The organism is Arthrobacter sp. ASL1 (genome assembly GCF_056680475.1).
In genome coordinates this window covers 1,344,341-1,364,877 of record NZ_CM155284.1, presented here as the reverse complement: position 1 = coordinate 1,364,877, position 20,537 = coordinate 1,344,341, and the positions used below count along the sequence as shown (strand labels likewise).

Here is a 20,537-nt window from a genome sequence, read left to right as displayed (position 1 = left end):
GACACATGGCTTACATCGACGGCGAACCGTCCGATAGTGGACCCCGTGACAGTATCGTCTGTGGACCGGCCCGCTGTGGGGGCGCCCGATCCCGAATCCCCGTTGACCCGGACCGTGCAGGTCTACGACTTCCGTCGTCCCGCCACGCTGGCCCGGGAACATTCCCGCATCCTCGAGCTGGCCTTCGAGACCTTCGCCCGCCAATGGGGCACCCAGCTGACCGCCAAGGTCAGGGTCATGTCCCAGGTCACCCTGCTCCGCGTCTGCATGAGCACCTATGACGACTACGTCGCCGATCTTCCCGACACCACTGCGATGATCCTGTGCGACATCGAGGGCCTGGAGGCCAAGGCAGTCGTGCAGTTCCCCGCCGCGGGGGCCCTCAATTGGGCCTCACACATGTTGGGTAGCCCGACGCCCGTCGACGTCCCCGAACGCAATTTCACCCGGATCGAGCTCACGCTGCTGCGTCGCATGCTGGACGAGACGCTCGAGGACCTGCACTACTCGTTGGGCACGCTGCTCGAGGCCCCGCTAACCGTGGACACGGTGCAGTACAACTCCCAGTTCGCCCAGGCCGCTCCCAAATCCGAAGTGTTCATCGTCGCCACGTTCGACGTCCGTGTGGGGGAGCGAACCATCACCTCCACCATCGCCCTTCCGGCCGATGCGATGCTCCCGCATCTCGGGGCCGCCCACTCAGGCGCGCACTCCGAGGCCGAAGCGGGCAACCCCGTCGAGCAGATCACCCGCCAGCTGGCCGCGATCCCCATCGACGTCGCACTGGTCATGACCCCCAAGCGGGTCACCCCGCAATCCATACTCGACCTGTCCGTGGGCGACGTGCTGTCCCTGCCGCACCCGTCCCACCAACCGCTGCAGCTGACCGTCGACGGGCGTCGTCTCGGTCGTGCCGCCGTCGGCACCCGCAGCGGACGCATTGCCGCCGTCGTCGTTTCCACCGAGGAGAACCCCGCATGACCATCAACCAGACCAGCCAGCCGGTCCTGCATTCGACCGAGCTCTACGTCTCCGCCGCGGAGGCACTGGCCTCCGTCCTGCCGACCACGCGTTCCCTGACGGCCCGCATCCACACCGGTGCCCGCGACTGGACGCTGCTTGGCGGCTCGGGCGAAACCGTCACCGCCACGTTCGTGGGCCAGCTCTCGGCCGACGTGGCCGTCCACCTCGACGGCAGCCTGCTCGCCGGCACCGAGGGCATGGATGCCTCGCTCATCTCCGTCGCCGACGTCCTGCGCCCGGCGCTGGAATCCGCCACCGGCGTGCTCGGCACCGGGGTCCTGTCCCCGGCGACGGCGGCCACCGCCGAAGCCCTGCTGGACGACAACGAGACCGTCGTCTTCGCCCTCGAATCCGACGGCCAGGCGGCCGGCTGGTTTGGTCTGCGGATCCGCGGCCACGCCGGCCACGACGCCACCGTGTCCGCCACCTCCGATGCCGGGAACGACGTCGGCTCCCGGCTGGGACGCATCAACAACGTCGAGATGGCCCTCACCGTGGAGATCGGTCGCACCCGTATGGCCGTGCGCGACGTCCTGAACCTGGAACCCGGCGCAGTCGTCGAACTGGATCGCTCCGCCGGCGCACCCGCCGACGTGCTGCTCAACGGGCGGCTCATCGCCCACGGCGAGGTCGTGGTGATGGACCAGGACTACGGCATCCGCATCACGCAGATCCTCGACGTCGCGGAAGGCCTCGGCTAGTTGGAGAACCTGTTCCTTGTCCTGCGCGTCATCGTCTCCCTGGCGGTGGTCCTGGGGCTGCTCTATGTCCTGCGCCGGAAGCTGCTGCCCCGCGCCGGCGGCGCCGGACAGCGGCGTGAAATCTCCGTGGTTGCCCGGCAGGGGGTCGGCGCCAAGACCTCGGTCGCGATCGTCGACGTGGGTGGCAAGCGCTACCTGCTCGGCGTCGGGGAGCAGTCCGTCAGCGTGCTCGACAGCTACGCGGCGCCCGTCCCCGAGGAGCAGGATCCCTCCGCCGGCGACGGCGGCCGGCTGTTCGCGCTGAACCTGGACGACGCCCGCCACCGTACCCGTCGTCTTCCGTCAACGGCTCGCTCCGAATCCGGCGCCGCATCCGAAACCCCGGAGACCGCGACCGCCAGCGGTGAAGAGGAAGCACCCCTGACCCGCCGAGACCTTCGGTTCGACCGATTGCCGGTCGCTGCCGCCCGCAGCACGGAACCCGCATCCCCGTTGGCCGGCTCGATCCTCTCGGCACAGACCTGGCGACAGGCTGCCGCGGCATGGCGCCGCGGCCCGTCGTGAGTACCGCACTCCGGCACGCCCCGGCCCGCCGCCTGCATTGGCTGGCCTTGTCGGCCGTCGTGCTCCTGGCCGCAGTCGGCCTGATGCTGGCCACCGCCGCCACCGGCCATGCCGCCCCCGTTGAGCCGTCACCGGGTCCCGACAATGGCGGTCTGTCGATCGACATCAACGGCCCCAACGGGACGCCGAGCTCGGCCGTCGTCACGCTCATCGCCATCACGCTGCTGTCGGTCGCGCCCGCGCTGTTGTTGATGATGACGTCGTTCACCAAGATCTTCGTGGTCCTGGCGATGACCCGCAACGCCCTGGCACTGCCGACGATCCCACCGAACCAGGTGCTCGCCGGCCTGGCGCTGTTCCTTTCGCTGTTCATCATGGCCCCGGTGCTGACGCAGATGAACGACCTCGGGGTCCAGCCGTACCTGAACGGCACCATCGACCTGGACCAGGCCCTCTCAGCCGGCGTCGCCCCGCTGCAGGACTTCATGGTGGCCCATACCCGCGAGGAGGACATCGCCCTGATGACCCGCGCCGCGGGCATGGAGAACCCCGGCACCCCGGCCGATGTCGCCTTGACGACGCTCATCCCCGCCTTCATGATCTCCGAGCTCCGCGCCGCCTTCATCATCGGCTTCGTGATCTTCGTTCCGTTCCTGGTCATCGACCTGGTCGTGGCCTCGGCACTGATGTCGATGGGCATGATGATGCTCCCGCCGGTGATGATCTCCTTGCCGTTCAAGATCCTGCTCTTCGTCCTGGTCGATGGGTGGGGACTGATCATCACGGCCCTGATCGGCAGCTACGGGTCGGGTGGTGGCTGACATGGATACCAATGCCGTGCTGGACATCGGGCTATCGGGCCTGCTGGTCGCCGCCAAGCTGGCGGCACCGGTGCTCATTACCTCGCTGGTCGTCGGCTTTGCCATCTCCCTGGTGCAGTCAATGACGCAGATCCAGGAGATCACGCTCTCCTTCGTGCCCAAGGCCGTCGCCGTGGCCATCGCCCTGGTCATCTGCGGTCACTGGATGATCTCGGAGATGATCCTGTTCACCCACGACCTCTTCGACAAGCTGCCTTCCCTGCTGCAGGGCGGATGACATGGGAACGACCATCCAGCTCGATTGGCTCGCGGCGATGATGCTGGCCGCCGTGCGTGTCACGGCGTTCATCATCATCGCCCCGTCGTTCTCCCACAACTCCATCCCGATCCGGATCAAGGCGATCATCGGCGTCGGACTGGCGCTGGCGGTCTCCCCGCGCGTGGTGGCAGACTACGTGCCCCTGGACACCGCGTCGTACATCGGGGCGCTGGCCCTGGAAATCGTCGCCGGGGCGGCGCTGGGCTTCCTGGTCATGCTGCTCTTCGCCGCCGTGCAGGCTGCCGGCGGGCTGATCGACCTGTTCGGCGGATTCCAGCTCGCCCAGGCCTTCGACCCGCAGTCGATGGTCAACGGCGCCCAGTTCACCCGCCTGTTCCACTTCGCGGCGCTGGCGCTGCTCGTTGCCTCCGACGGATACCAGCTGGTCCTTTCCGGGCTGTTCCGTTCCTTCGACGCGATGCCGCTGGGCGCGGGAATCGGCCTGGGCGCCGTGGCCGACGAGGCGGTCGGCGGGGTCACCGACATGTTCCTGTCGGCGGTCCAGATCGCCGGACCGCTGCTGGTCGTGCTGTTTTTGGCCGACGTCGGGCTGGGCCTGCTCACGCGTGCGGCACCGGCATTGAACGCCTTCGCCATGGGCTTCCCGCTGAAGATCATCCTGACCCTGTCGCTGGCGGGCACCGTCTTCGTGGTGCTGCCCGCCGTGGTCTCGGCGCTCGTGCGCTCGGGACTCGAGGCGTTGAGGGCGGTGATGGGCTGATGTCCGAGGACTCCGGGGAACGCTCCGAAAAGGCCACCCCCCAGCGCATGAAGGAAGTGCGCTCGAAGGGCAAGACCAGCAGGTCCCAGGACCTGACCGCGTGGCTGGGCATCGGCGCCGCCGCCCTGATGGTCCCCACGGTGATGGACGGCGCGGAGCAGGCCGGCCGCAGCCAGCTGGAAACGGTGACCTCGGTGATCGCCCAGCCAGAGACCGCCGGCGCGCTGGCGGCACTGGATGCGGGACTCGGCTCCATGGCCGGGATCCTGATGCCGATGCTGGCCGCGGTGCTGATCGTCGTGGCCGGCGCCGCCGCGCTGCAGGGGGGCATCTACTTCAAGAAGTTCAAGTTCGATGCCTCCAGCCTGAACCTGGTCGAGGGCGTCAAGCGCACTTTCGGGCTGCAGGCGGTCTGGCAGGGAGTCAAGGCATTCCTGAAGATCGCGGTGGTCGGTCTGGTGTTGTGGGTCATCGTCTCGAAGCTCATGCCCGTGCTGCTGCATTCCGGGCTGCTGCCGTTGACCTCCCTGCTCGGCTCCGCAGCCGACGGGACCGCCTCGCTGTTGCAGGCATCGGTCCTGGCCGGGCTGGTGCTGGCGGCGGTGGACCTGATCGTGGTCAGTCGACGCAACCGCAAGCACACCCGCATGACCCGCAAGGAAGTCCAGGACGAGAGCAAGAAGAGCGATGGGGACCCCCTCATCAAATCCCAGCGCCGCTCGCGGCAAATGGCGATGAGCCGCAACCGCATGATCTCCGCGATCAGCGACGCCGACGTCGTGCTGGTGAACCCGACCCACGTGGCCGTGGCCCTGCGCTACGAACCGGGAAAATCGGCACCGCGGGTCGTCGCCAAGGGAGCCGGGACAATCGCCGCCCGCATCCGCGAGGAGGCCCAGGACCAACACGTGCCGATGGTCCGGGACATCCCGCTGGCCCGTGCCCTGCACGCCGGTTGCGAGCTGGGCCAGGAGATCCCGGCCGAGCTCTACGGGCAGGTTGCCGTCGTCCTGGCATTCGTGATGGCGCTGAAGACCCGCGGCAATGCCGAAGGCGTCCACACGGTCCCCGAGGCGGCACCGCCCCGGACCGCCCACCGGAGCTCCAGCCCCTCCCCGGGACCACCGCCCCACCCCGCCCCAGCGGCATTGTCCGCGGCCACCCTCACAGAGAAAGCATCACGATGAACTTCAGCACACTGACCAAGCTCGCCGTCCCGCTCGGCGTGGTCGGCATCATCCTGCTGCTGATCGTGCCGGTTCCCGCGCTCCTCCTCGATGGACTCATCGCCGTGAACATCCTGCTGGCGCTGGTGATCCTGCTGAACACGATGTTCGTGAAGAAGCCGCTGGATTTCTCGGTCTTCCCCTCGTTGCTGCTGGTCGCCACCCTGTTGCGGTTGAGCCTGAACGTCGCATCGACGCGCCTGGTGCTCGGCAGCGGCTATGCCGGTGAGGTCATCGCCGCGTTCGGGCACATCGCGATCGGCGGCAGCCTGATCATCGGGTTCGTCGTGTTCCTGATCCTGGTCGTCATCCAGTTCGTCGTCGTCACCAAGGGCGCCGAACGTGTCGCCGAGGTCGGGGCGCGCTTCACCCTTGACGCGATGCCCGGCAAGCAGATGGCGATCGACGCCGACCTCAATGCCGGCCTGATCACCGACACCCAGGCCCGCGAGCGCCGTGCGGAGGTGGCCGCGGAGGCGGACTTCTACGGTGCCATGGACGGCGCCTCCAAATTCGTCAAGGGCGATGCGATTGCCGGGATCATCATCATCGTCATCAACCTCGTCGGCGGCATCGCGATCGGCATGCTGCAGCGCGACATGGGTGTGGGCGATGCCCTGAACACCTACGCGCTGCTGACGATCGGCGACGGACTGGCCACCCAGATCCCCGCCCTGCTCATGGCCGTGTCCACCGGAATGATCGTCACCCGGTCCAACGCGGAATCCGACATGGGGTCGACCGCCTCCACGCAGCTCTCACAGTCGCGGACCGCACTGATGATCGCCGGCGCCGCGGCCATCGCACTGGCCGTCGTCCCCGGCATGCCAAAGCTGCCGTTCGTCCTGGTCGGCGGGTTGCTCATCTTCGCCGCGCAGCGGGTCAAGGCGCAGGAGAAGGCCAGTGCCGAGCGAAAGGCTTCGGAGGCCGCCTCCGAAGTGGCAGCGCCGAAGGAAACCACGGAGGACATCATGGAACAGATGCGCGTACATGCCCTCGAGATCCAGCTCGCCCCGGACCTGGTCGACATCGTCAACGGGGGAGGGGACGACCTGCTCGCACGCGTGCGCGCACTGCGCCGGCGCATCGCCAACGAGTTGGGCATCGTGCTGCCTCCCGTGCGCACCCGGGACAGCGTCGACCTCCCACCGGCGACCTATGTCATCCGGATCGCCGGCGTGGAGGCAGGACGCGGCCAGGCCCCGCGCGGGAAGATCCTGGCGTTGGGCGACCACCTGGAGGCACTGCCCGGGCCCAGCGTCGTCGAACCCGTCTTCGGGCTGGCGGGGAAGTGGATCCCCGCCGAACTGCGGCACAACGCCGAGATGGCCGGGGCGACCACAATCGACCGTGTCTCCGTCGTCGTCACCCACCTCTCCTCGGTGGTCCAATCCAATGCCGCACGGTTGCTCACCCGCGAGGATGTGCGGGTGCTGACCGACGGCACGAAGGAAATCAACCCGTCGGCCGTCGACGAACTGATCCCGGGCCTGCTGAGCCTGGCCGAAGTGCAGCGCGTGTTGCAGGGCCTGCTGGCGGAAATGGTCCCGATCAACGACCTCCAGCGGATCTACGAGGCCCTGGCACTGCGGGCCAAGACCTCGAACGATCCCGAGGGGCTCATCGAGGCGGCCCGGCAGGCGTTGGGCCCGGCGCTGGCCGCCGGACATCTGGAGGGGCGCACCCTGCGCGTGATCATGATCGACCCCTCGCTGGAGCAAGGCATGCTCGAGGGGCTGCGGCCCTCGGAACACGGGACGCAGATCCTGCTCGATCCCAGCCGCCTGGAACAAGTCCACGCCGGGGTGAAGGAATCGCTGGCAGAACTCGAGAACCGTGGCCTCTCAGCGGTACTGGTCTGTGCGCCGGCGTTGCGCCCTGCCATCCAGCGCCTCGTCGCCCCGCTAGCCAGCGGGTTGCCGGTGCTGTCCTACCAGGAGGCCACCGCCGGTGGGGCCGAGATCGAGACCGTTGGAGTGGTGCGTGCAACCAACCAGATTTCAGCTTGAGGCAGCTTCGCTCGACGAACTCCGCACACGGGTCCTGGACGAATACGGCTCCGAGGCCCGCATCGTCTCGGCCGAACGGGTCACGGTTGGGGGCATCGGCGGCTTCCTGGCGCGTCGGCACGTCGAGGCAGTCATCGAGGTGCCCGCAGGAACCGAACCGGCCACCGAAGGCGTCGACGGGGAAATCGATCCGCTGGTGGCTCCAGAACGCGCCGTCCTGACCCTGGAGGCGCCTACTCCCGGGCCGAGGCCGGGCTCCGACGAGACGGAGGTGGAGGAGGCCCCCGCGCGGTCGCGCGGCCGCCGTGCGGCGGAAACCCACCAACCCGTGCCGGAACGGCAGGCACTCGTTGCCCTGCTCGCCGAGGCCGACGGCGACGAAGCCGAGTGGCACGGACGCCCCGAACCCGATGTATCCACCGAATCCGAGGATTTCGACCGGCTCATGGACGACCTGACCTTCGGTGCGCAGCCCTCCCACGGGGCGCGGGCGGCACGACTTGGCGGACCTGCGGTCGGGCCCGGACGCCTGCAACCCGTCGGCCCCTCCGCAACGACGGGGCCGACACCGCTGCGTGGGCCCGGGGACCTGGTCGTGGTCGTGGGCCTCGGCGCCGACGCCCACCGGGCAGCAGCCACCTTGGCCGGCCCCGGCGTGGGCATCCATGCGGCCGGGGCGTTCGCCGCCGATGCCACCGTGCCCAAGGGGCTGCGCATCGGCAACCGGATCGAACTCGTCCAGGCACAGGCCGCCGGGGTCGGGTCCGGGGAACCGGTCTTCATCGCCTGCGCCCTTGACCATTCCGTGGACCTAGAAACCCAGGTGCAGGAAGTTGAGGCGCTCGGCAGTGACCAGCTGTGGGTGTCCGTTGACGCGGGACGCAAGAGCGAGGACACCCGGGCCTGGGTCGAGGCCCTGGACGCCATATGCCCCGTCGACGGCGTCGCCGTCCATGGCCGGGCGACGACCGCAACCCCCGACACGGTGCTGGACCTTGGCATCCCGGTGCGCGACGTCGACCAGCTTCCGACACCCGGCGGCAGCCGCCGGGGCTCCGGGGCACGTTAGGATGGCCGGGTGCTAGTACTCTCGCGAAAGGCCGGGGAACAGATCCTCATCGGTGACGACATCGTCGTGACCGTTCTGGAGGTGCGCGGCGAAGGCGTCAAGATCGGCATCGACGCGCCACGGGGCCTGCGCATCCAGCGACAGGAAGTCGTTGCCGCTGTCTCCGACGCCAACGTCGAGGCATCCCGGGCGACCGACCCCGCCACCGAGGAGAAATTGCGCACGCTCCTGGGGCTCAAGCGCGGTCCGGAAGACGCAGGACGCACGGATCCTCAGTAGGTGAACATGCGGGCGTTGGCCGCCTCGGCCTCGTCGTATTGCTGGGACGCGTGGGCCAGGGCCGTGTTGATTGCCGTGAGGGATTCCTCCACCTTCATCTGGGTCGCCCGCCAATCGGCGACCACCGCCTGGAAGTTCGAGGCCGCGGCGCCATGCCAAGAGGATTCAAGATCGCGCAGGCCCCCCTGCATGGCGTCGACCTCCGAGCGCAGCCGCTCGATCGTCCCCTGGACGGCCTGGGCGCGCCCGCGCATGTCCTCAGTGTTTGCCGAAAAACTGCTCATGGCCACTCCTGCCTCGCATGTCGGGCCGCTTCTGGGCCCGGGACACCGCACGGTGTCCTGGCTCCACGATGCCGCCCGGGCGGCCGCAAGGGGACGGCGGAAACCAGATTGTGGAGAACTCAGGCGTCGCCCTCAACTGTGGAGGGCTCGTCGGCGGGGACCAGCGGCAGGCGGATGGCCATCGTGGCACCTCCACCGGGCGTGTCAGTGAGTCGGACGGACCCGTCATGCTGGGCGGCGATCGCCGCAACGATCGCCAGGCCGAGACCGGTTCCCCCCGTTTCCCGCTGCCGCGAACTGTCGGCGCGGTAGAAGCGCTCGAAGACCCGTGAGGCGTCCTCTTCGGAGATCCCGGGGCCGTGGTCGCGGATCTCCAGCACGGCGTCGGAACGGCCGTCGATGACCGGCAGCACGCCGACGGCAACCTCCAGGTCGGACCCCTCGGGGGTGTAGCGCAGGGCGTTGGTCATCAGGTTGGCCACAACCTGGCGCAACCGCTGTTCGTCACCGCTGGTCGGCGCGCTGCTCGGCTGGGGCCCCTCGAGCCCGACGAGCCTCACGTCGCGCTCCGGGGCGTTGACGCGCGCATCCTCGACGGCGTCGGAGGCCAACATGAAGAGGTCCACCGGCTGGCGTTCGAGCGGGCGCTGCTCGTCGAGTCGGGCCAGGGTCAGCAGATCCTCGACCAGCTGGGCCATGCGCTTGGCCTCGCCCTCGATCCGGCCCATGGCCGTTCCCACCTGCTCCTGGTCCGTCAGCCCGCCGTGGCGGTACAACTCGGAGTACCCCTGGATGGTGACCAGCGGCGTCCTCAGCTCGTGCGAGGCATCCTGGATGAAGCGGCGCATCTTGCGTTCGGATGCCGCCCGGCCGCGGAAGGCGTATTCGATGTGGGCCAGCATGGCGTTCAGCGAGCGCGAGAGCCGGCCGACTTCGGTCTCGGGCGGATAGTCCTCGACGCGCCGCGAGAGGTCGCCGGCGGCAATGGCCGCGGCGGTCCGTTCGACGCGGACGAGTGGCCGCAGCGCCCGGCCCGTGATGCCGTAGGCGATCATCGACATGACCAGCGTGACGAGCGTTCCGCTGGTGACCACCAGTTTAGTCGACATGTCTACTGTTTGCATGGCGGACTTCAGGGGGAGCGAGACGACGACGTAGCCGCTGTTGTTGCTCAACTGGTAGACGCCGGAGCGCCATCCCGGGGAGCTTTTTTCCGAACCCTCGACGTCCATAAACGGTGAGGGCCGTTCGCTGACCTGCTCGATGGTCAGGGCCGGCACGACCGGCCCGTCCTTGTGCTTGGGGTGCGGCAGCTCATAGAGCACCTTGCCGTCGTTGTCGCGCAACGTGGCACGGAACCTGTTGAACTCCAGGGCGGCGCCCTCGCTCGGGGCCTCCTGGTCCTTCCACGACGACCACATGATGTTGGCCAGCGCGACCTTGTTGTCGTTCAGGTCGGTGTTCATCTGGTCCTGGAGCGTCAGCCTCAGCGAGGCCGAGGCGGCCAGCGCGGTGACGATCACACCGCACATCATCAGGATGGCCATCAGGGCCACGAGCTTGGAACGCAGCGAGACCTGCCGGAGCAGGCGGGGCAGGGAACGCACCCAGGCAGCCTAGCGCCGGTCGGCGGAGCGCAGCAGGTAGCCCACGCCGCGCTTGGTCTGGATCATGGCCGGCCAGTCCTCCCGGGCGTCGATCTTGCGACGCAGGTAGGAGATGTAGGACTCCACGATGGAGGCGTCCCCGTTGAAGTCGTACTCCCAGACGTGGTCGAGGATCTGCGCCTTGGAGAGCACGCGGTTGGGGTTCATCATCAGGTAACGCAGCAGCTTGAACTCGGTGGGGGACAACTCGACGATCTCCCCGGCGCGGCGGACCTCGTGGGCATCGTCGTCGAGTTCGAGGTCGTCGACGCGGATCACTGCGTCGTCCTCGTCCAGGGGCTGGGTCCGGCGCAGTACGGCACGGATCCGGGCCACGACCTCGTCGAGGCTGAACGGCTTGGTGACGTAGTCGTCACCGCCGACGGTCAGGCCCATGACCTTGTCCTCGGTCCCGTCACGGGCCGTGAGGAAGAGCACGGGGAAGTGGCGCCCGGCGGCGCGCAGCTTGCGGGTGACGGTGAAGCCGTCCATGTCCGGGAGCATGACATCCAGAACGGCGAGGTCCGGGATTTCCTTTTCGACGGCGGCGAGGGCTTCGCGGCCATTGGCGGCGGCAACCACGGAGAACCCTGCAAAACGCAGGGAAGTGGACAGCAGCTCGCGGATGTTGGGTTCGTCGTCGACGACGAGGAGCTTGGCTTCCGCAGGTTTGTCAGTCATACCAGACATTGTGCGTGCAAAGTCTGGGAGTTTTCTGGGTGCCCGATGTGAATCGAAGCGGGCCCGGGGGGCGCCGGTGGACCGTCGTCAGCTCCGGCGGCGCTCGCGGATCCGCAACAGCAACAGGGCGATCAGCAGCAGGAACGCGACCGGCAACCCGTACAACCCGATGGCCATGAGCGCGGTGAGCGGGGTGGCGCCGACCATGTACTGCACGAGTACGAATGCCAACGACAGGATCGAGACGAGGGCGACCGCGGCGGCGAGCACGGTGACGACGCGCTGCGTGGCGGCGGGGGTTTCGGCGGTATTCACCCCGTCAAAATATCAGCGTCACGACGGGCGGCAAAGTCCGCGGCGCCGTCCCCATGCCGTACCCTAGGAAAATAGACTTCCCCGGCTTGGCCGTACCCGCGCGCAGACGCTGCCGGTGCGAGTGCGGGCCGGGAATCCAGACGCGGCGCGGCCAACGGGCCGGGCGCCGCCGGTACGTGAGAACGAGGTAAGTGCAGTGCCATTCGGCAAAGTGAAGTGGTTTGAGGCCTCGAAGGGCTTCGGTTTCCTGGTCGGCGACGACGGCGAGGAGGTGTACCTGCATGCCTCCGCGCTGCCCGAGGGCACCTCGGACGTCCGTGCCGGTACCCGCATGGAGTTCGGCGTCGCGCAGGGCCGCAAGGGCGCCCAGGCGCTGTCGGCCCGCATCGTGGAGGCCGCCCCGTCGGTCGCCCGTGCCAAGCGCAAGCCGGCCGAGGACACCGCGATCCTGATCGAGGACCTCATCAAGGTCCTCGACAGCATCTCCAACGGCCTCCGCAAGGGCCGCTACCCGGACAAGAACCACTCGACCAAGGTTGCTGCCGTCCTGCGCCGCGTCGCCGACGATCTGGACGCCTGAGCATGGCACGGGCACCGAAAATCGATGCGGTGCTGGGTGCCGGGGTCGACCTGGCCCACAGCACGCTGCTGGCCACCGTGGACCCCGCACAGATCGGCGGCCACCTCGGGGTCGCCGCCGACGACGACCGCGTGCTCACGCACCGGTTCGAGGCCAAGCTGCCCGGCTACGCCGGCTGGAACTGGTACGTGACCCTGGCCCGCGTTCCGCGCGGCAAGGAACCAACCGTTTGCGAGACCGGCCTGCTGCCAGGGGACGGCGCCCTGCTGGCCCCCGAATGGGTGCCCTGGGCCGACCGCGTGCGCCCCGAGGAACTGGAAGCCCAGAAGGCCGCCGAGGCTGCGGCCGCGGGAGGCGCTGCCGAGGACAAGTCCGCACAGGATGCGGCCCCCGACACGCACGACGGCGATGTACCCGACGATGGCGTCTCCGTTCCGGCCGAGGGCGGCACCGACGTCGAGACCGTCGACACCGCGGCCAGCCCCGACGAACCGGACGAGGTCGTCGAGGACGACGATGAACTGGTTGACGCCGAACATGCAGCCGACGAGGCGCCGCGGCGCAGCCGTTCCCGCCGTCGTCGGCGGTAGCACCGGCACCAACGCAACGGGCCGCGGCCCCCATCAGGTGGGGGAGCCGCGGCCCGGTGCTTCTAGTCGTGCTACATGTTCTCCAGCACATAGTCGATGCAGGCCGTCAGCGCACTGACGTCGTCGGGCTCGATCGCCACGAACGTGGCGATGCGCAGCTGGTTCCGGCCCAGCTTGCGGTACGGCTCGGTGTCGACGATGCCGTTGGCCCGCAGGATCTTGGCGACCTGCGCGGCATCGACCGAGTCGTCGAAGTCGATCGTCGCGATGACGTTGGAGCGCTCGTCGGCCTTGACCACGTAGGGGGTCGCGACCGCCGAGGCCTCGGCCCACGAGTAGACCCGCTGCGCCGAGTCGGCGGTGCGCCCCGCCGCCCAGTCCAACCCGCCCTGGCCATTGAGCCATTCGACCTGCGCGTTCAACGTCACCAGGGTCGACAGTGCCGGGGTGTTGTAGGTCTGGTTCTTCAGCGAGTTGTCGATGGCCGTGCCCAGGTCCAGGAAGTCGGGGATCCAGCGGCCGGACGAGCCGACCCGTTCGGCGCGTTCGAGCGCCGCGGGGGAGAAGAGGCCCAGCCACAACCCGCCGTCGGAGGCGAAGTTCTTCTGTGGGGCGAAGTAGTAGACATCGGTCTCGGCGACGTCGACGGCCAGGCCGCCGGCCGCCGAGGTGGCGTCGACCAGCACCAGGGCGCCGTCGTCGGCCCCGGCTACCCGGCGCACGGGGGCTGCCACGCCGGTGGAGGTCTCGTTCTGCGGCCAGGCGTAGACATCGACCCCGGCCTCGGCGATGGAGTCCGGGCGGGTCCCGGGCTCGGAGCTGATGATCGAGGAGGCCTGCAGGAAAGGTGCCTTGTCGGTGGCCTTGGCGAACTTCGAGCCGAACTCGCCGAAGGAGAGGTGCTGGGCCTTCTGCTCGACCAGGCCGAAGGCAGCGACGTCCCAGAACGCGGTGGAGCCGCCGACGCCCAGGACGACCTCATAGCCGTCCGGGGCGTTGAAGAACGTCGAGAGCCCCTCGCGGATGCTGCCGACCAGGTTCTTGACGGGCGCCTGGCGGTGCGAGGTCCCCAGGATCGCGGGGTTGGCCGCGGCCAGTGCCGCGAGCTGCCCGTCACGGACCTTCGAGGGCCCGGCACCGAACCGACCGTCCGCGGGAAGAAGGGGTGCGGGGATGCTCAGCGAATCGGTCAAGTTCTGCTCCTGCCATCGGTGGGTTCTGCGGGCGGGGTCCAACCGCACGGGGCGGGCCCGGGTTCCATGGTCGCGCACGGCCGGGGGGAATGCCGAAAGCCGACGGCATTGTTAACGCGGGTAGAGTTGGATTTACGGGTCCACCATCCACCGCCCCGCCCTACAGGAGTGCCACGCAGTGACAGATCTGATCGACACCACCGAGATGTACTTGAGGACCATTCTGGAACTCGAGGAAGAGGAAATCACGGCACTGCGCGCGCGCATTGCCGAGCGGCTGGACCATTCCGGCCCCACGGTGTCCCAGACGGTGGCCCGGATGGAACGTGATGGCCTGGTCGTGGTGACCCCGGACCGGCACCTCGAGCTGACGGCGGCCGGGCGCGAACGCGCGACCTCGGTGATGCGCAAGCACCGCCTCGCCGAGCGGCTGCTGGCCGACGTCATCGGGCTGGAATGGGAGTACGTCCACGACGAGGCCTGCCGCTGGGAACACGTGATGAGCGAGCGCGTGGAGAAGCGCCTCTACAACCTGCTTGGCCGGCCCTCCGATTCGCCCTATGGCAATCCGATCCCCGGCTTGGAGATCCTGGGCGGGCCCGCCGCCCACGAGTTCGCCCTGGGCGTGCAGAACCTCGACGCCGCCCTGCTGGCCGGGAACACCGGGCCCGTGGCCGTCGAACGCCTCGCCGAGGCCATCCAGGTCGATCCCGAACTGCTGGCCCAATTGAACGACGGCGGAATCCGCCCGGGCGCGCAGGTCACCCTCGAGCGCGCCGGCGAATACGTCGTCGTCCGCGTGCAAGGCGTCGAGGGGGCCCTGGAGCTGCCGGTGGAGGTCAGCGCACACGTTTTCGTGGCCCGGGACGTTTGATAACGGAACTGTTACTTTGTATTCGATTAAGGTACCGTTGGTAACAGACGGGGATTCGTCCCCATCACCCCTTCCGACCGCCTGACCCTGCCTGCGGAACGGGTCCGTTCGCTTGAATGACAGGCAGGGGTGGAGAACCCAATCTTTGGTGGTCCGTCGTGCCCGGTGTCCCCGGCATCCGGCCGCCTCGGGGTGAAGCCGCATCGCAGCCCGGCTGCCTGCGGCCGGGCCGGACCGGCCCGAATCCGACAGCTAACTCCGCAGGCGCCCATGAGAGGTCCTCGTTTGACAGAGCAAAAGCGTTCCGGCCGTCGTGCCGCCGTCGCCCCCGATGCGACCGCGCCGGCCACGGCCCCCGACGCCGGCTGCTACATGCCGCGCCGCTACGACGGCGCCATGCGCTACGCCCCCTCCGCCGCCCCCTTGCGGCAGGACGCCGCCGCGCCCGCCGTGGCCGAGCAAACCGCTCCGGTTGCGGACATCATCCCCCTGCTGGCCGACGCCGCCCCGGTGCATCCGCACGCGGCCTCGGTCCAGAACCGGGGAAGCTTCGACGCGACGGTCATCGGCCTTCCGGAGGGCACGCGCGCCGTATCCGCGGAACCCCGGCCGGCTGGTTTGCCGAAGAAGCCGCGCGGTGGGGCAGCTGCCCCACGCACCGCGGCGCGCCCGGCGCTGGCCTGGAGCCACCGCTTCGCGGCGGTTGCCGCGGTGTCCGGCCTGGCGCTGGCCGCTGCCTACCCCACCCTGGCCGGCAGCGAGGAGGAACCCGCTCAGCGCGTGGCCCACGAGTCGGCCGTCAACGTCGCCGACGTGACCGTGCCGGGATCCGAGAACTTCTCGGTGGTCCGGGCCTCGGTGTCCAGCAGCTTCACCAAGGACGACCAGCTCAGCTACCTGATGTCCGCCTCCGGCGGGAACATCAACACCATCGACACCCAAGGTGTCCTGGCCCAGCCCGTCGACCACGTCAGGATCACCTCGCCCTTCGGCGCACGGGCAAATCCGACGGGCGAAGGGGCCCAGGTTCATATCGGCCAGGACTACGGCGTTCCCTGTGGAACCCCTGTCAAGGCATCGGCATCGGGGACGGTCGTCCAGGCGGGCTGGGCCGGCCATTCGGGCAACCGGGTGCGCATCGACCATGGCAATGGCCTGGAGACGACCTACAACCACAACACCAGCCTGAAGGTCTCGGTCGGGCAGGCGGTCAAGCGCGGGGACGTGGTGTCCTTGAGCGGAACGACCGGCAACTCGACCGGCTGCCACCTGCACCTCGAGGTGCTCGTCGACGGCAACGCGGTCGACCCCGCAGGGTGGCTGTAGGGTCCGAAAACCAGGGGCCGTGATCGGGAAATAACCATTCCGTGACCTGAACGTGACTTTTACAAACATTTCATATATCGTTGTCGACGTGCCAGGCCGCATAGGGGCCGGGCACACTCGGGCAGATTGCCGAATACTGCCACCGCCCGAGGTCCGTTCGCAAAGAATCGCTGGCAGTAGCGGGGGAACCACATTTCGGGTCCGCAAGGATCCTTGGGGTTAAGTGTCGCGGTCCATTTCACTGGACGGGACACCGAGTGACTCCCACTCGAATCCGACAGCTCACCCCGCAGGCATTGGGAGAGGTACTCAATACATGACTAAGCGTCAAGCTCTGGGCCGCCACCGCGCCACGCCCGTCCACACCAACCCGTTGGGGTCGATCTCCAAGGCCGTGTCCTCCAACGCCGGCTCCGTCGGACGCCAGGCAGCAGTCATCGCCGCCGCGTCCGGCCTCGTGCTGACCCTCGGTGTTCCGGCCCAGGCCACCACGGCCACCCGCGCCGCCGACAAGGCCCCGGTCACCGACATCCAGCGTGCATCCGTGACCACCCCGGCAGCCGTGACCGTGCCCGCCGCGAAGTCGGAGTCCAAGGGCTCGCAGATCAAGGTCTCCGTCGCCGACATCAAGTCGACGTCCGGTGCGGCCTACCGCGAGGCACAGCGCCAGGCCGCCGCCGAGCGCGAAGCCGCCCAGGAGGCCGCCGCCGCAGAGCGCGAAGCCGCCCAGCAGGCCGCAGCCGACCGCTCCGCGTCCTCGCAGGCCAGCAGCTCGCAGGGGACCTCCAGCGCCTCATCCTCTTCCGACTCGAGCGTGACGACCGCCTCCGCCGGTGCCGTGACCAAGAAGGCCGAGCCGGCATCCGCTCCCAGTGCAGGGCTGTCCGGCATCGCCGCTACCGCCATGCAGTACAAGGGCTCGCCGTACGTCTTCGGCGGCTCGACCCCGGGTGGCTGGGACTGCTCCGGATTCGTGCAGTACGTGTACGGTCAGCACGGCATCAGCCTGCCCCACAACACCTCTGCCATTCGCGGCAGCGGCAAGTTCGTTCGCACCTCGAGCCCCAAGCCGGGCGACCTCGTGTACCAGAACGGTGGAAGCCACGTGGGCATCTACATCGGTGGTGGCAAGATCATCGGGGCCCAGAACCCGTCGGTCGGCACCGTGCTTCGTCCGGCCGATAGCGCGTACGGGCCGCTGATGGGTTACTACACCTACGTCGGCTAGTCGAAAACGCCTTTAGTGGAGTCCTCACCCGTTTGGGTGGGGACTTCGCTGGTTTAAGACGGCTCGTTTCCGACCGTGAACGAGTCCGTACCAGCCGCTGAACCGCCAGCGACCGGGGCGTGAACACGCGCCCGGGGGACCGCGGACACGCCGCCGACAGCCGCGCCCTACTCCCCATGGCGGCGCCGCCGGGCTTAGGCTGGTGCCCGATGGCCCTTGCACGGCGCCCGGGTCCGACGGCTTGGCTGGCCGGTGCGGGTGCACACCACGACGAGGAACGCTGATGCGAACCCTGGTACTGAACGCAGGATACGAACCACTGGCGGTGGTCACCTTCCGCCGCGCGCTGCTGCTGGTGCTCACGGGCAAGGCCAGCGTCCTGGCCGAGGTCGGGGAGCCGGTCGTCACGCCACGGATGGTCCTGGGTCGCCCCTCGGTCATCCTGCTCAACCGCTACGTCAAGGTCCCGTACCGCGAGTCCGTCAACGTGACCCGCCGCGGGGTACTGCGCCGAGACGGACGCCGGTGCGGCTACTGCGGTAAGGCGGCGACCACGGTGGACCACATCATGCCCCGGTCGCGGGGAGGATCGAACAGCTGGGAGAACCTCATCGCCTGCTGCCTGGCCTGCAACAGCACCAAGGGGGACAAGACGCTTCGCCAACTGGGGTGGAACCTGCGCGTGAAGCCCACAAGCCCGCGCGGCCCACAATGGTTCATCACCGAACTCGAACGCCCCGCCCCCGAATGGACGGATTTCCTCGCGGGGAGGGCGGCATGAACTTCGACGCCATCGTCGTCGCCGGTGGACGCGGCAGGAGGCTCGGCGGCACCGACAAGCCGCTGCTGCACCACGGCGGGGCCACCCTGCTGGACCATGCCCTGCGCGCCACCGCGGCGGCCCACCGCATCGCCGTCGTCGGCCCCACCGAGTTGAATCCGGTCATCTCCCGTTACGCCACCGAGGCGGATGCGGGCCAGATCATCACCCTGACGCGGGAGTACCCGGCGTTCGCCGGACCGGCGGCGGCCGTAGCCGCCGGCATGCGCGCGCTGGGCGACGGTGCCGCCGGGGAAGTGCCGATGCCGGGAGAGCACGCACCGCTGACCCTGATCCTCGCCGCCGACCTCATCAGCCCGGGGCCCGTCGCTGCGGCCATCGTCAAGTACGCGGTGGAACACGCAGCCGGCGGCCAGGGCCCCTTGCCGGCGGCCGTTGCCGGCCCCGACCCCGCCGTCGAGCCGAACGCACTGGCCATGCCGCTGGCCGAATTCGGCAGGGCCTGGGTCCCCGTCGACGCCCAGGGACGGCTTCAGCCACTGAGCTGCGTCATCGAGACCCCGGCCCTGTTGCGCGCCATCGAGGCCGCGGAAAAACCGGGCGAGGGCCTGGCCAACTCATCGATGATGCGCTTGCTTGCTAAGGTGCAGATAGTCAGGGTGTCCCTGGACGGCGTGGACTACGCGGACGTGGACACCTGGGAAGACGCCGACAAGGCGGGCATCGCCCGTCCCTCGGCCCCCGGAGGGGCCCCATAGCCCGCCACTACAGGAGGTACGGATGACCGAGATGCCAGAGCTGGATGCCTGGGTGGCCGAACTGCTGGAGGGCCTCGAGATCCCGGACGCCCCCGTCGACGTGGACTCCATCCTGGGCATGGCCGGCGTGGCCGCCCACTCGATCATCCGGCCCGCCGCGCCGGTGACGACCTACATCGCCGGATACGCGGCCGGCCTGGCCGCGGGTGCGGGAATGGCCGGCGAGGTGGCCTCCATGGAGGGGGCCCGCGCCCGGGTCAACCAGCTCCTCGACCGCCGCGCCTCCGACCAGTAGTGCACGAAGCCGACTGGCAGGGCGCCCGCAGCGCCGCCTACGAGGCGGGTCTGGCCCTCGCAGCAGACCACGGTGCCGTCGAGCAGGAGCCGCTGGCCCGTGCCACCGGACGTGTCCTCGCCCGCGACATCGCCTCCCTGCACACCATGCCGCACTACGCGTCCTCCGCCATGGACGGCTGGGCCGTCGCGGGCCAGGGGCCCTGGCGGCCCGGCGCGGCCGCCCGTCCGCACTCCGCCTCCGGCGCCGTCCCCTCCCCACTCGCCCCGGGAACCGCCCGGGCCATCGTCACCGGGGAGACCGTGCCACCGGGCACGACGGCGATCCTGCGCCAGGAGGACTCGGTGCTGGACCCGGGACCCGGCCTCCTCTCCGCCCTGCGGACGCCCCGGCCCGGGGCCGACATCCGCCCCGCCGGACGGGAGGCCTCCGCCGGGGAACTGCTGCTGGCTGCCGGAACCCGCCTGGTCCCCGGCCAGATCGCCGTCGCCGCCGTCGGCGGGCACGACACCCTGCCGGTCACCGCTCCGCTCCGGGTCCGGCTGGTGCTGACCGGCGATGAGGTCGTCACCTCCGGCATCCCGCTGCCCGGCCAGGTCAGGGACACCTTCGGGCCCGTCCTGCCGTCCTGCATCGAGGCACTGGGTGGCGACGTGGTGGACACCGTGCGCATCGGCGATGACCGCCGGGCCACCCTCGAGGCGCTGGACTCGCCGGCCGCCCGTACCATGGACGTGCTGGTCAGCACGGGCGGGACCGGGCACTCGCCGGCCGACCACCTGCGGCCGGCCGCCGACCAGCTCGGCGCCACCACCCTCATCGGGTCCGTGGCCATGCGCCCCGGACACCCGGCCATGCTCTCCCGCCTGCCGGACGGCCGGCTGCTCGTCGCCCTGCCCGGGAATCCGCTGGCCGCGCTCATGGCCGTGGTGACCCTGCTGGAACCGCTGCTCGAAGCGGCCACTGGCCAGCCGCCGTCGTCCCCGGTTTCCGCCCGCAGCGGTGAGGCGATCCGCGGGGCCGGACACTCCCACCGGTTGCTGCCGGCCCGTTGGGCGGATGCGGCCGACCGGCAGGTGCTGGTGCCCTCCGAGCACACCGGATCGGCCATGATGCGGGGGCTGGCCCATGCCGACGTGGTGCTGGTCGTCCCGCCCGCCGGGGCTGCCGCCGGCGGCCCGGTCGGCTACCTCCCGCTGCCGTGGTACGGTCGGTGAAACGCCTCGGCCCGGCGCTGTTGCCGCGCCCTCGAGG

Annotated in this window: 24 protein-coding genes and 2 riboswitches; of the genes, 19 read left to right on the top strand and 5 right to left on the bottom strand. The window is 69.3% G+C overall.

Going from position 1 to position 20,537, the window contains the following annotated elements; genetic code table 11:
- Window positions 1-45 precede the first annotated feature (45 nt).
- The 10 genes from AC1MEQ_RS06435 to csrA are packed head-to-tail and all read left to right on the top strand — an operon-like array spanning window position 46 to window position 8,732.
- Window positions 46-981: a flagellar motor switch protein FliM gene (locus AC1MEQ_RS06435; RefSeq protein WP_479795023.1), complete on the top strand. Its 936-nt coding sequence runs from the start codon at window positions 46-48 to the stop codon at window positions 979-981.
- Complete coding sequence (gene fliN, locus AC1MEQ_RS06430) at window positions 978-1,724, top strand: flagellar motor switch protein FliN (RefSeq protein ID WP_479795021.1); 747 nt, start codon at window positions 978-980, stop codon at window positions 1,722-1,724. Before AC1MEQ_RS06435 ends, fliN begins: the two co-directional genes overlap by 4 nt.
- Window positions 1,725-2,288 carry a FliO/MopB family protein gene (locus AC1MEQ_RS06425; protein WP_479795019.1) on the top strand — a complete coding sequence of 188 codons (564 nt, stop codon included), beginning with the start codon at window positions 1,725-1,727 and terminating at the stop codon, window positions 2,286-2,288. It abuts the gene before it with no gap.
- The gene (gene fliP / locus AC1MEQ_RS06420) at window positions 2,267-3,109 is read left to right on the top strand and encodes a flagellar type III secretion system pore protein FliP (protein WP_479795017.1); all 843 of its coding nucleotides are present in this window, start codon (window positions 2,267-2,269) and stop codon (window positions 3,107-3,109) included. Before AC1MEQ_RS06425 ends, fliP begins: the two co-directional genes overlap by 22 nt.
- A gap of 1 nt (window position 3,110) precedes the next feature.
- Window positions 3,111-3,386 carry a flagellar biosynthesis protein FliQ gene (fliQ, locus tag AC1MEQ_RS06415; RefSeq protein WP_479795015.1) on the top strand — a complete coding sequence of 92 codons (276 nt, stop codon included), beginning with the start codon at window positions 3,111-3,113 and terminating at the stop codon, window positions 3,384-3,386.
- Between the two features lies 1 nt (window position 3,387).
- Window positions 3,388-4,149 carry a flagellar biosynthetic protein FliR gene (locus tag AC1MEQ_RS06410; protein ID WP_479795013.1) on the top strand — a complete coding sequence of 254 codons (762 nt, stop codon included), beginning with the start codon at window positions 3,388-3,390 and terminating at the stop codon, window positions 4,147-4,149.
- Window positions 4,149-5,336, top strand: a complete 1,188-nt coding sequence (locus tag AC1MEQ_RS06405) for an EscU/YscU/HrcU family type III secretion system export apparatus switch protein (RefSeq protein WP_479795011.1) — start codon at window positions 4,149-4,151, stop codon at window positions 5,334-5,336. The genes AC1MEQ_RS06410 and AC1MEQ_RS06405 overlap by 1 nt, the downstream gene beginning before the upstream one ends.
- Window positions 5,333-7,384, top strand: coding sequence for a flagellar biosynthesis protein FlhA (locus AC1MEQ_RS06400; RefSeq protein ID WP_479795009.1), 2,052 nt, complete (start codon window positions 5,333-5,335; stop codon window positions 7,382-7,384). Before AC1MEQ_RS06405 ends, AC1MEQ_RS06400 begins: the two co-directional genes overlap by 4 nt.
- A complete protein-coding gene (locus AC1MEQ_RS06395; RefSeq protein WP_479795007.1) occupies window positions 7,359-8,453 on the top strand; it encodes a hypothetical protein in 1,095 nt (364 codons plus the stop codon). Before AC1MEQ_RS06400 ends, AC1MEQ_RS06395 begins: the two co-directional genes overlap by 26 nt.
- A 9-nt stretch (window positions 8,454-8,462) precedes the next feature.
- Window positions 8,463-8,732, top strand: a complete 270-nt coding sequence (gene csrA, locus AC1MEQ_RS06390; RefSeq protein WP_479795005.1) for a carbon storage regulator CsrA — start codon at window positions 8,463-8,465, stop codon at window positions 8,730-8,732.
- Here the strand turns inward: csrA and AC1MEQ_RS06385 are convergent.
- From AC1MEQ_RS06385 to AC1MEQ_RS06370, 4 genes are all read right to left on the bottom strand, one after another.
- Window positions 8,726-9,016: a WXG100 family type VII secretion target gene (locus AC1MEQ_RS06385; RefSeq protein WP_479795003.1), complete on the bottom strand. Its 291-nt coding sequence runs from the start codon at window positions 9,014-9,016 to the stop codon at window positions 8,726-8,728. The genes csrA and AC1MEQ_RS06385 overlap by 7 nt on opposite strands.
- Before the next feature lie 119 nt (window positions 9,017-9,135).
- Entirely contained in the window at window positions 9,136-10,623 is a 1,488-nt protein-coding gene (locus AC1MEQ_RS06380; RefSeq protein ID WP_479795001.1) for a sensor histidine kinase, read from the bottom strand.
- Window positions 10,624-10,632: 9 nt separating this feature from the next.
- Window positions 10,633-11,343 (bottom strand): response regulator transcription factor, encoded by a 711-nt coding sequence (locus tag AC1MEQ_RS06375; RefSeq protein WP_479794999.1) that lies wholly within the window; start codon window positions 11,341-11,343, stop codon window positions 10,633-10,635.
- 87 nt (window positions 11,344-11,430) lie between these two features.
- Window positions 11,431-11,658: a hypothetical protein gene (locus AC1MEQ_RS06370; RefSeq protein WP_479794998.1), complete on the bottom strand. Its 228-nt coding sequence runs from the start codon at window positions 11,656-11,658 to the stop codon at window positions 11,431-11,433.
- A 196-nt stretch (window positions 11,659-11,854) separates the two neighbouring features.
- On the opposite strand from AC1MEQ_RS06370, the gene AC1MEQ_RS06365 reads away from it, so the two are divergent.
- Both AC1MEQ_RS06365 and AC1MEQ_RS06360 read left to right on the top strand, forming a co-directional pair.
- Window positions 11,855-12,238 (top strand): cold-shock protein, encoded by a 384-nt coding sequence (locus AC1MEQ_RS06365; RefSeq protein WP_479794996.1) that lies wholly within the window; start codon window positions 11,855-11,857, stop codon window positions 12,236-12,238.
- Window positions 12,239-12,240: 2 nt separating this feature from the next.
- Entirely contained in the window at window positions 12,241-12,828 is a 588-nt protein-coding gene (locus AC1MEQ_RS06360; protein ID WP_479794995.1) for a DUF3027 domain-containing protein, read from the top strand.
- A 71-nt stretch (window positions 12,829-12,899) separates the two neighbouring features.
- Here the strand turns inward: AC1MEQ_RS06360 and serC are convergent, their stop codons facing one another.
- Window positions 12,900-14,021 (bottom strand): phosphoserine transaminase, encoded by a 1,122-nt coding sequence (gene serC / locus AC1MEQ_RS06355; protein ID WP_479794993.1) that lies wholly within the window; start codon window positions 14,019-14,021, stop codon window positions 12,900-12,902.
- Between the two features lie 178 nt (window positions 14,022-14,199).
- On the opposite strand from serC, the gene AC1MEQ_RS06350 reads away from it, so the two are divergent.
- From AC1MEQ_RS06350 to AC1MEQ_RS06320, 7 genes are all read left to right on the top strand, one after another.
- The gene (locus tag AC1MEQ_RS06350) at window positions 14,200-14,895 is read left to right on the top strand and encodes an iron-dependent transcriptional repressor DtxR (RefSeq protein WP_479794991.1); all 696 of its coding nucleotides are present in this window, start codon (window positions 14,200-14,202) and stop codon (window positions 14,893-14,895) included.
- A gap of 99 nt (window positions 14,896-14,994) precedes the next feature.
- Window positions 14,995-15,177, top strand: a riboswitch (cyclic di-AMP (ydaO/yuaA leader).
- 3 nt (window positions 15,178-15,180) lie between these two features.
- On the top strand, window positions 15,181-16,221 hold the full coding sequence (locus tag AC1MEQ_RS06345; RefSeq protein WP_479794990.1) for a M23 family metallopeptidase: 1,041 nt from the start codon (window positions 15,181-15,183) through the stop codon (window positions 16,219-16,221).
- A gap of 133 nt (window positions 16,222-16,354) precedes the next feature.
- A riboswitch (cyclic di-AMP (ydaO/yuaA leader) is annotated at window positions 16,355-16,531 on the top strand.
- Between the two features lie 6 nt (window positions 16,532-16,537).
- Complete coding sequence (locus tag AC1MEQ_RS06340; RefSeq protein WP_479794988.1) at window positions 16,538-17,449, top strand: C40 family peptidase; 912 nt, start codon at window positions 16,538-16,540, stop codon at window positions 17,447-17,449.
- A gap of 283 nt (window positions 17,450-17,732) precedes the next feature.
- Window positions 17,733-18,230 carry an HNH endonuclease gene (locus AC1MEQ_RS06335; RefSeq protein WP_479794986.1) on the top strand — a complete coding sequence of 166 codons (498 nt, stop codon included), beginning with the start codon at window positions 17,733-17,735 and terminating at the stop codon, window positions 18,228-18,230.
- Entirely contained in the window at window positions 18,227-18,988 is a 762-nt protein-coding gene (locus tag AC1MEQ_RS06330; RefSeq protein WP_479794985.1) for an NTP transferase domain-containing protein, read from the top strand. The genes AC1MEQ_RS06335 and AC1MEQ_RS06330 overlap by 4 nt, the downstream gene beginning before the upstream one ends.
- 22 nt (window positions 18,989-19,010) lie before the next feature.
- Complete coding sequence (locus tag AC1MEQ_RS06325; protein ID WP_479794983.1) at window positions 19,011-19,283, top strand: DUF6457 domain-containing protein; 273 nt, start codon at window positions 19,011-19,013, stop codon at window positions 19,281-19,283.
- Window positions 19,283-20,500, top strand: coding sequence for a molybdopterin molybdotransferase MoeA (locus AC1MEQ_RS06320; protein ID WP_479794981.1), 1,218 nt, complete (start codon window positions 19,283-19,285; stop codon window positions 20,498-20,500). Before AC1MEQ_RS06325 ends, AC1MEQ_RS06320 begins: the two co-directional genes overlap by 1 nt.
- Window positions 20,501-20,537: the final 37 nt, after the last annotated feature.

Coding starts and splice junctions, on each gene's coding strand:
- AC1MEQ_RS06360 (WP_479794995.1), top strand. CDS start 12,241: ATGGCACGGGCACCGAAAATCGATGCGGTGCTGGGTGCCGGGGTCGAC.
- AC1MEQ_RS06335 (WP_479794986.1), top strand. CDS start 17,733: ATGCGAACCCTGGTACTGAACGCAGGATACGAACCACTGGCGGTGGTC.
- AC1MEQ_RS06410 (WP_479795013.1), top strand. CDS start 3,388: ATGGGAACGACCATCCAGCTCGATTGGCTCGCGGCGATGATGCTGGCC.
- AC1MEQ_RS06340 (WP_479794988.1), top strand. CDS start 16,538: ATGACTAAGCGTCAAGCTCTGGGCCGCCACCGCGCCACGCCCGTCCAC.
- fliN (WP_479795021.1), top strand. CDS start 978: ATGACCATCAACCAGACCAGCCAGCCGGTCCTGCATTCGACCGAGCTC.
- AC1MEQ_RS06375 (WP_479794999.1), bottom strand. CDS start 11,343: ATGACTGACAAACCTGCGGAAGCCAAGCTCCTCGTCGTCGACGACGAA.
- AC1MEQ_RS06405 (WP_479795011.1), top strand. CDS start 4,149: ATGTCCGAGGACTCCGGGGAACGCTCCGAAAAGGCCACCCCCCAGCGC.
- fliP (WP_479795017.1), top strand. CDS start 2,267: ATGGCGCCGCGGCCCGTCGTGAGTACCGCACTCCGGCACGCCCCGGCC.
- AC1MEQ_RS06385 (WP_479795003.1), bottom strand. CDS start 9,016: ATGAGCAGTTTTTCGGCAAACACTGAGGACATGCGCGGGCGCGCCCAG.
- AC1MEQ_RS06325 (WP_479794983.1), top strand. CDS start 19,011: ATGACCGAGATGCCAGAGCTGGATGCCTGGGTGGCCGAACTGCTGGAG.
- AC1MEQ_RS06400 (WP_479795009.1), top strand. CDS start 5,333: ATGAACTTCAGCACACTGACCAAGCTCGCCGTCCCGCTCGGCGTGGTC.
- AC1MEQ_RS06330 (WP_479794985.1), top strand. CDS start 18,227: ATGAACTTCGACGCCATCGTCGTCGCCGGTGGACGCGGCAGGAGGCTC.
- fliQ (WP_479795015.1), top strand. CDS start 3,111: ATGGATACCAATGCCGTGCTGGACATCGGGCTATCGGGCCTGCTGGTC.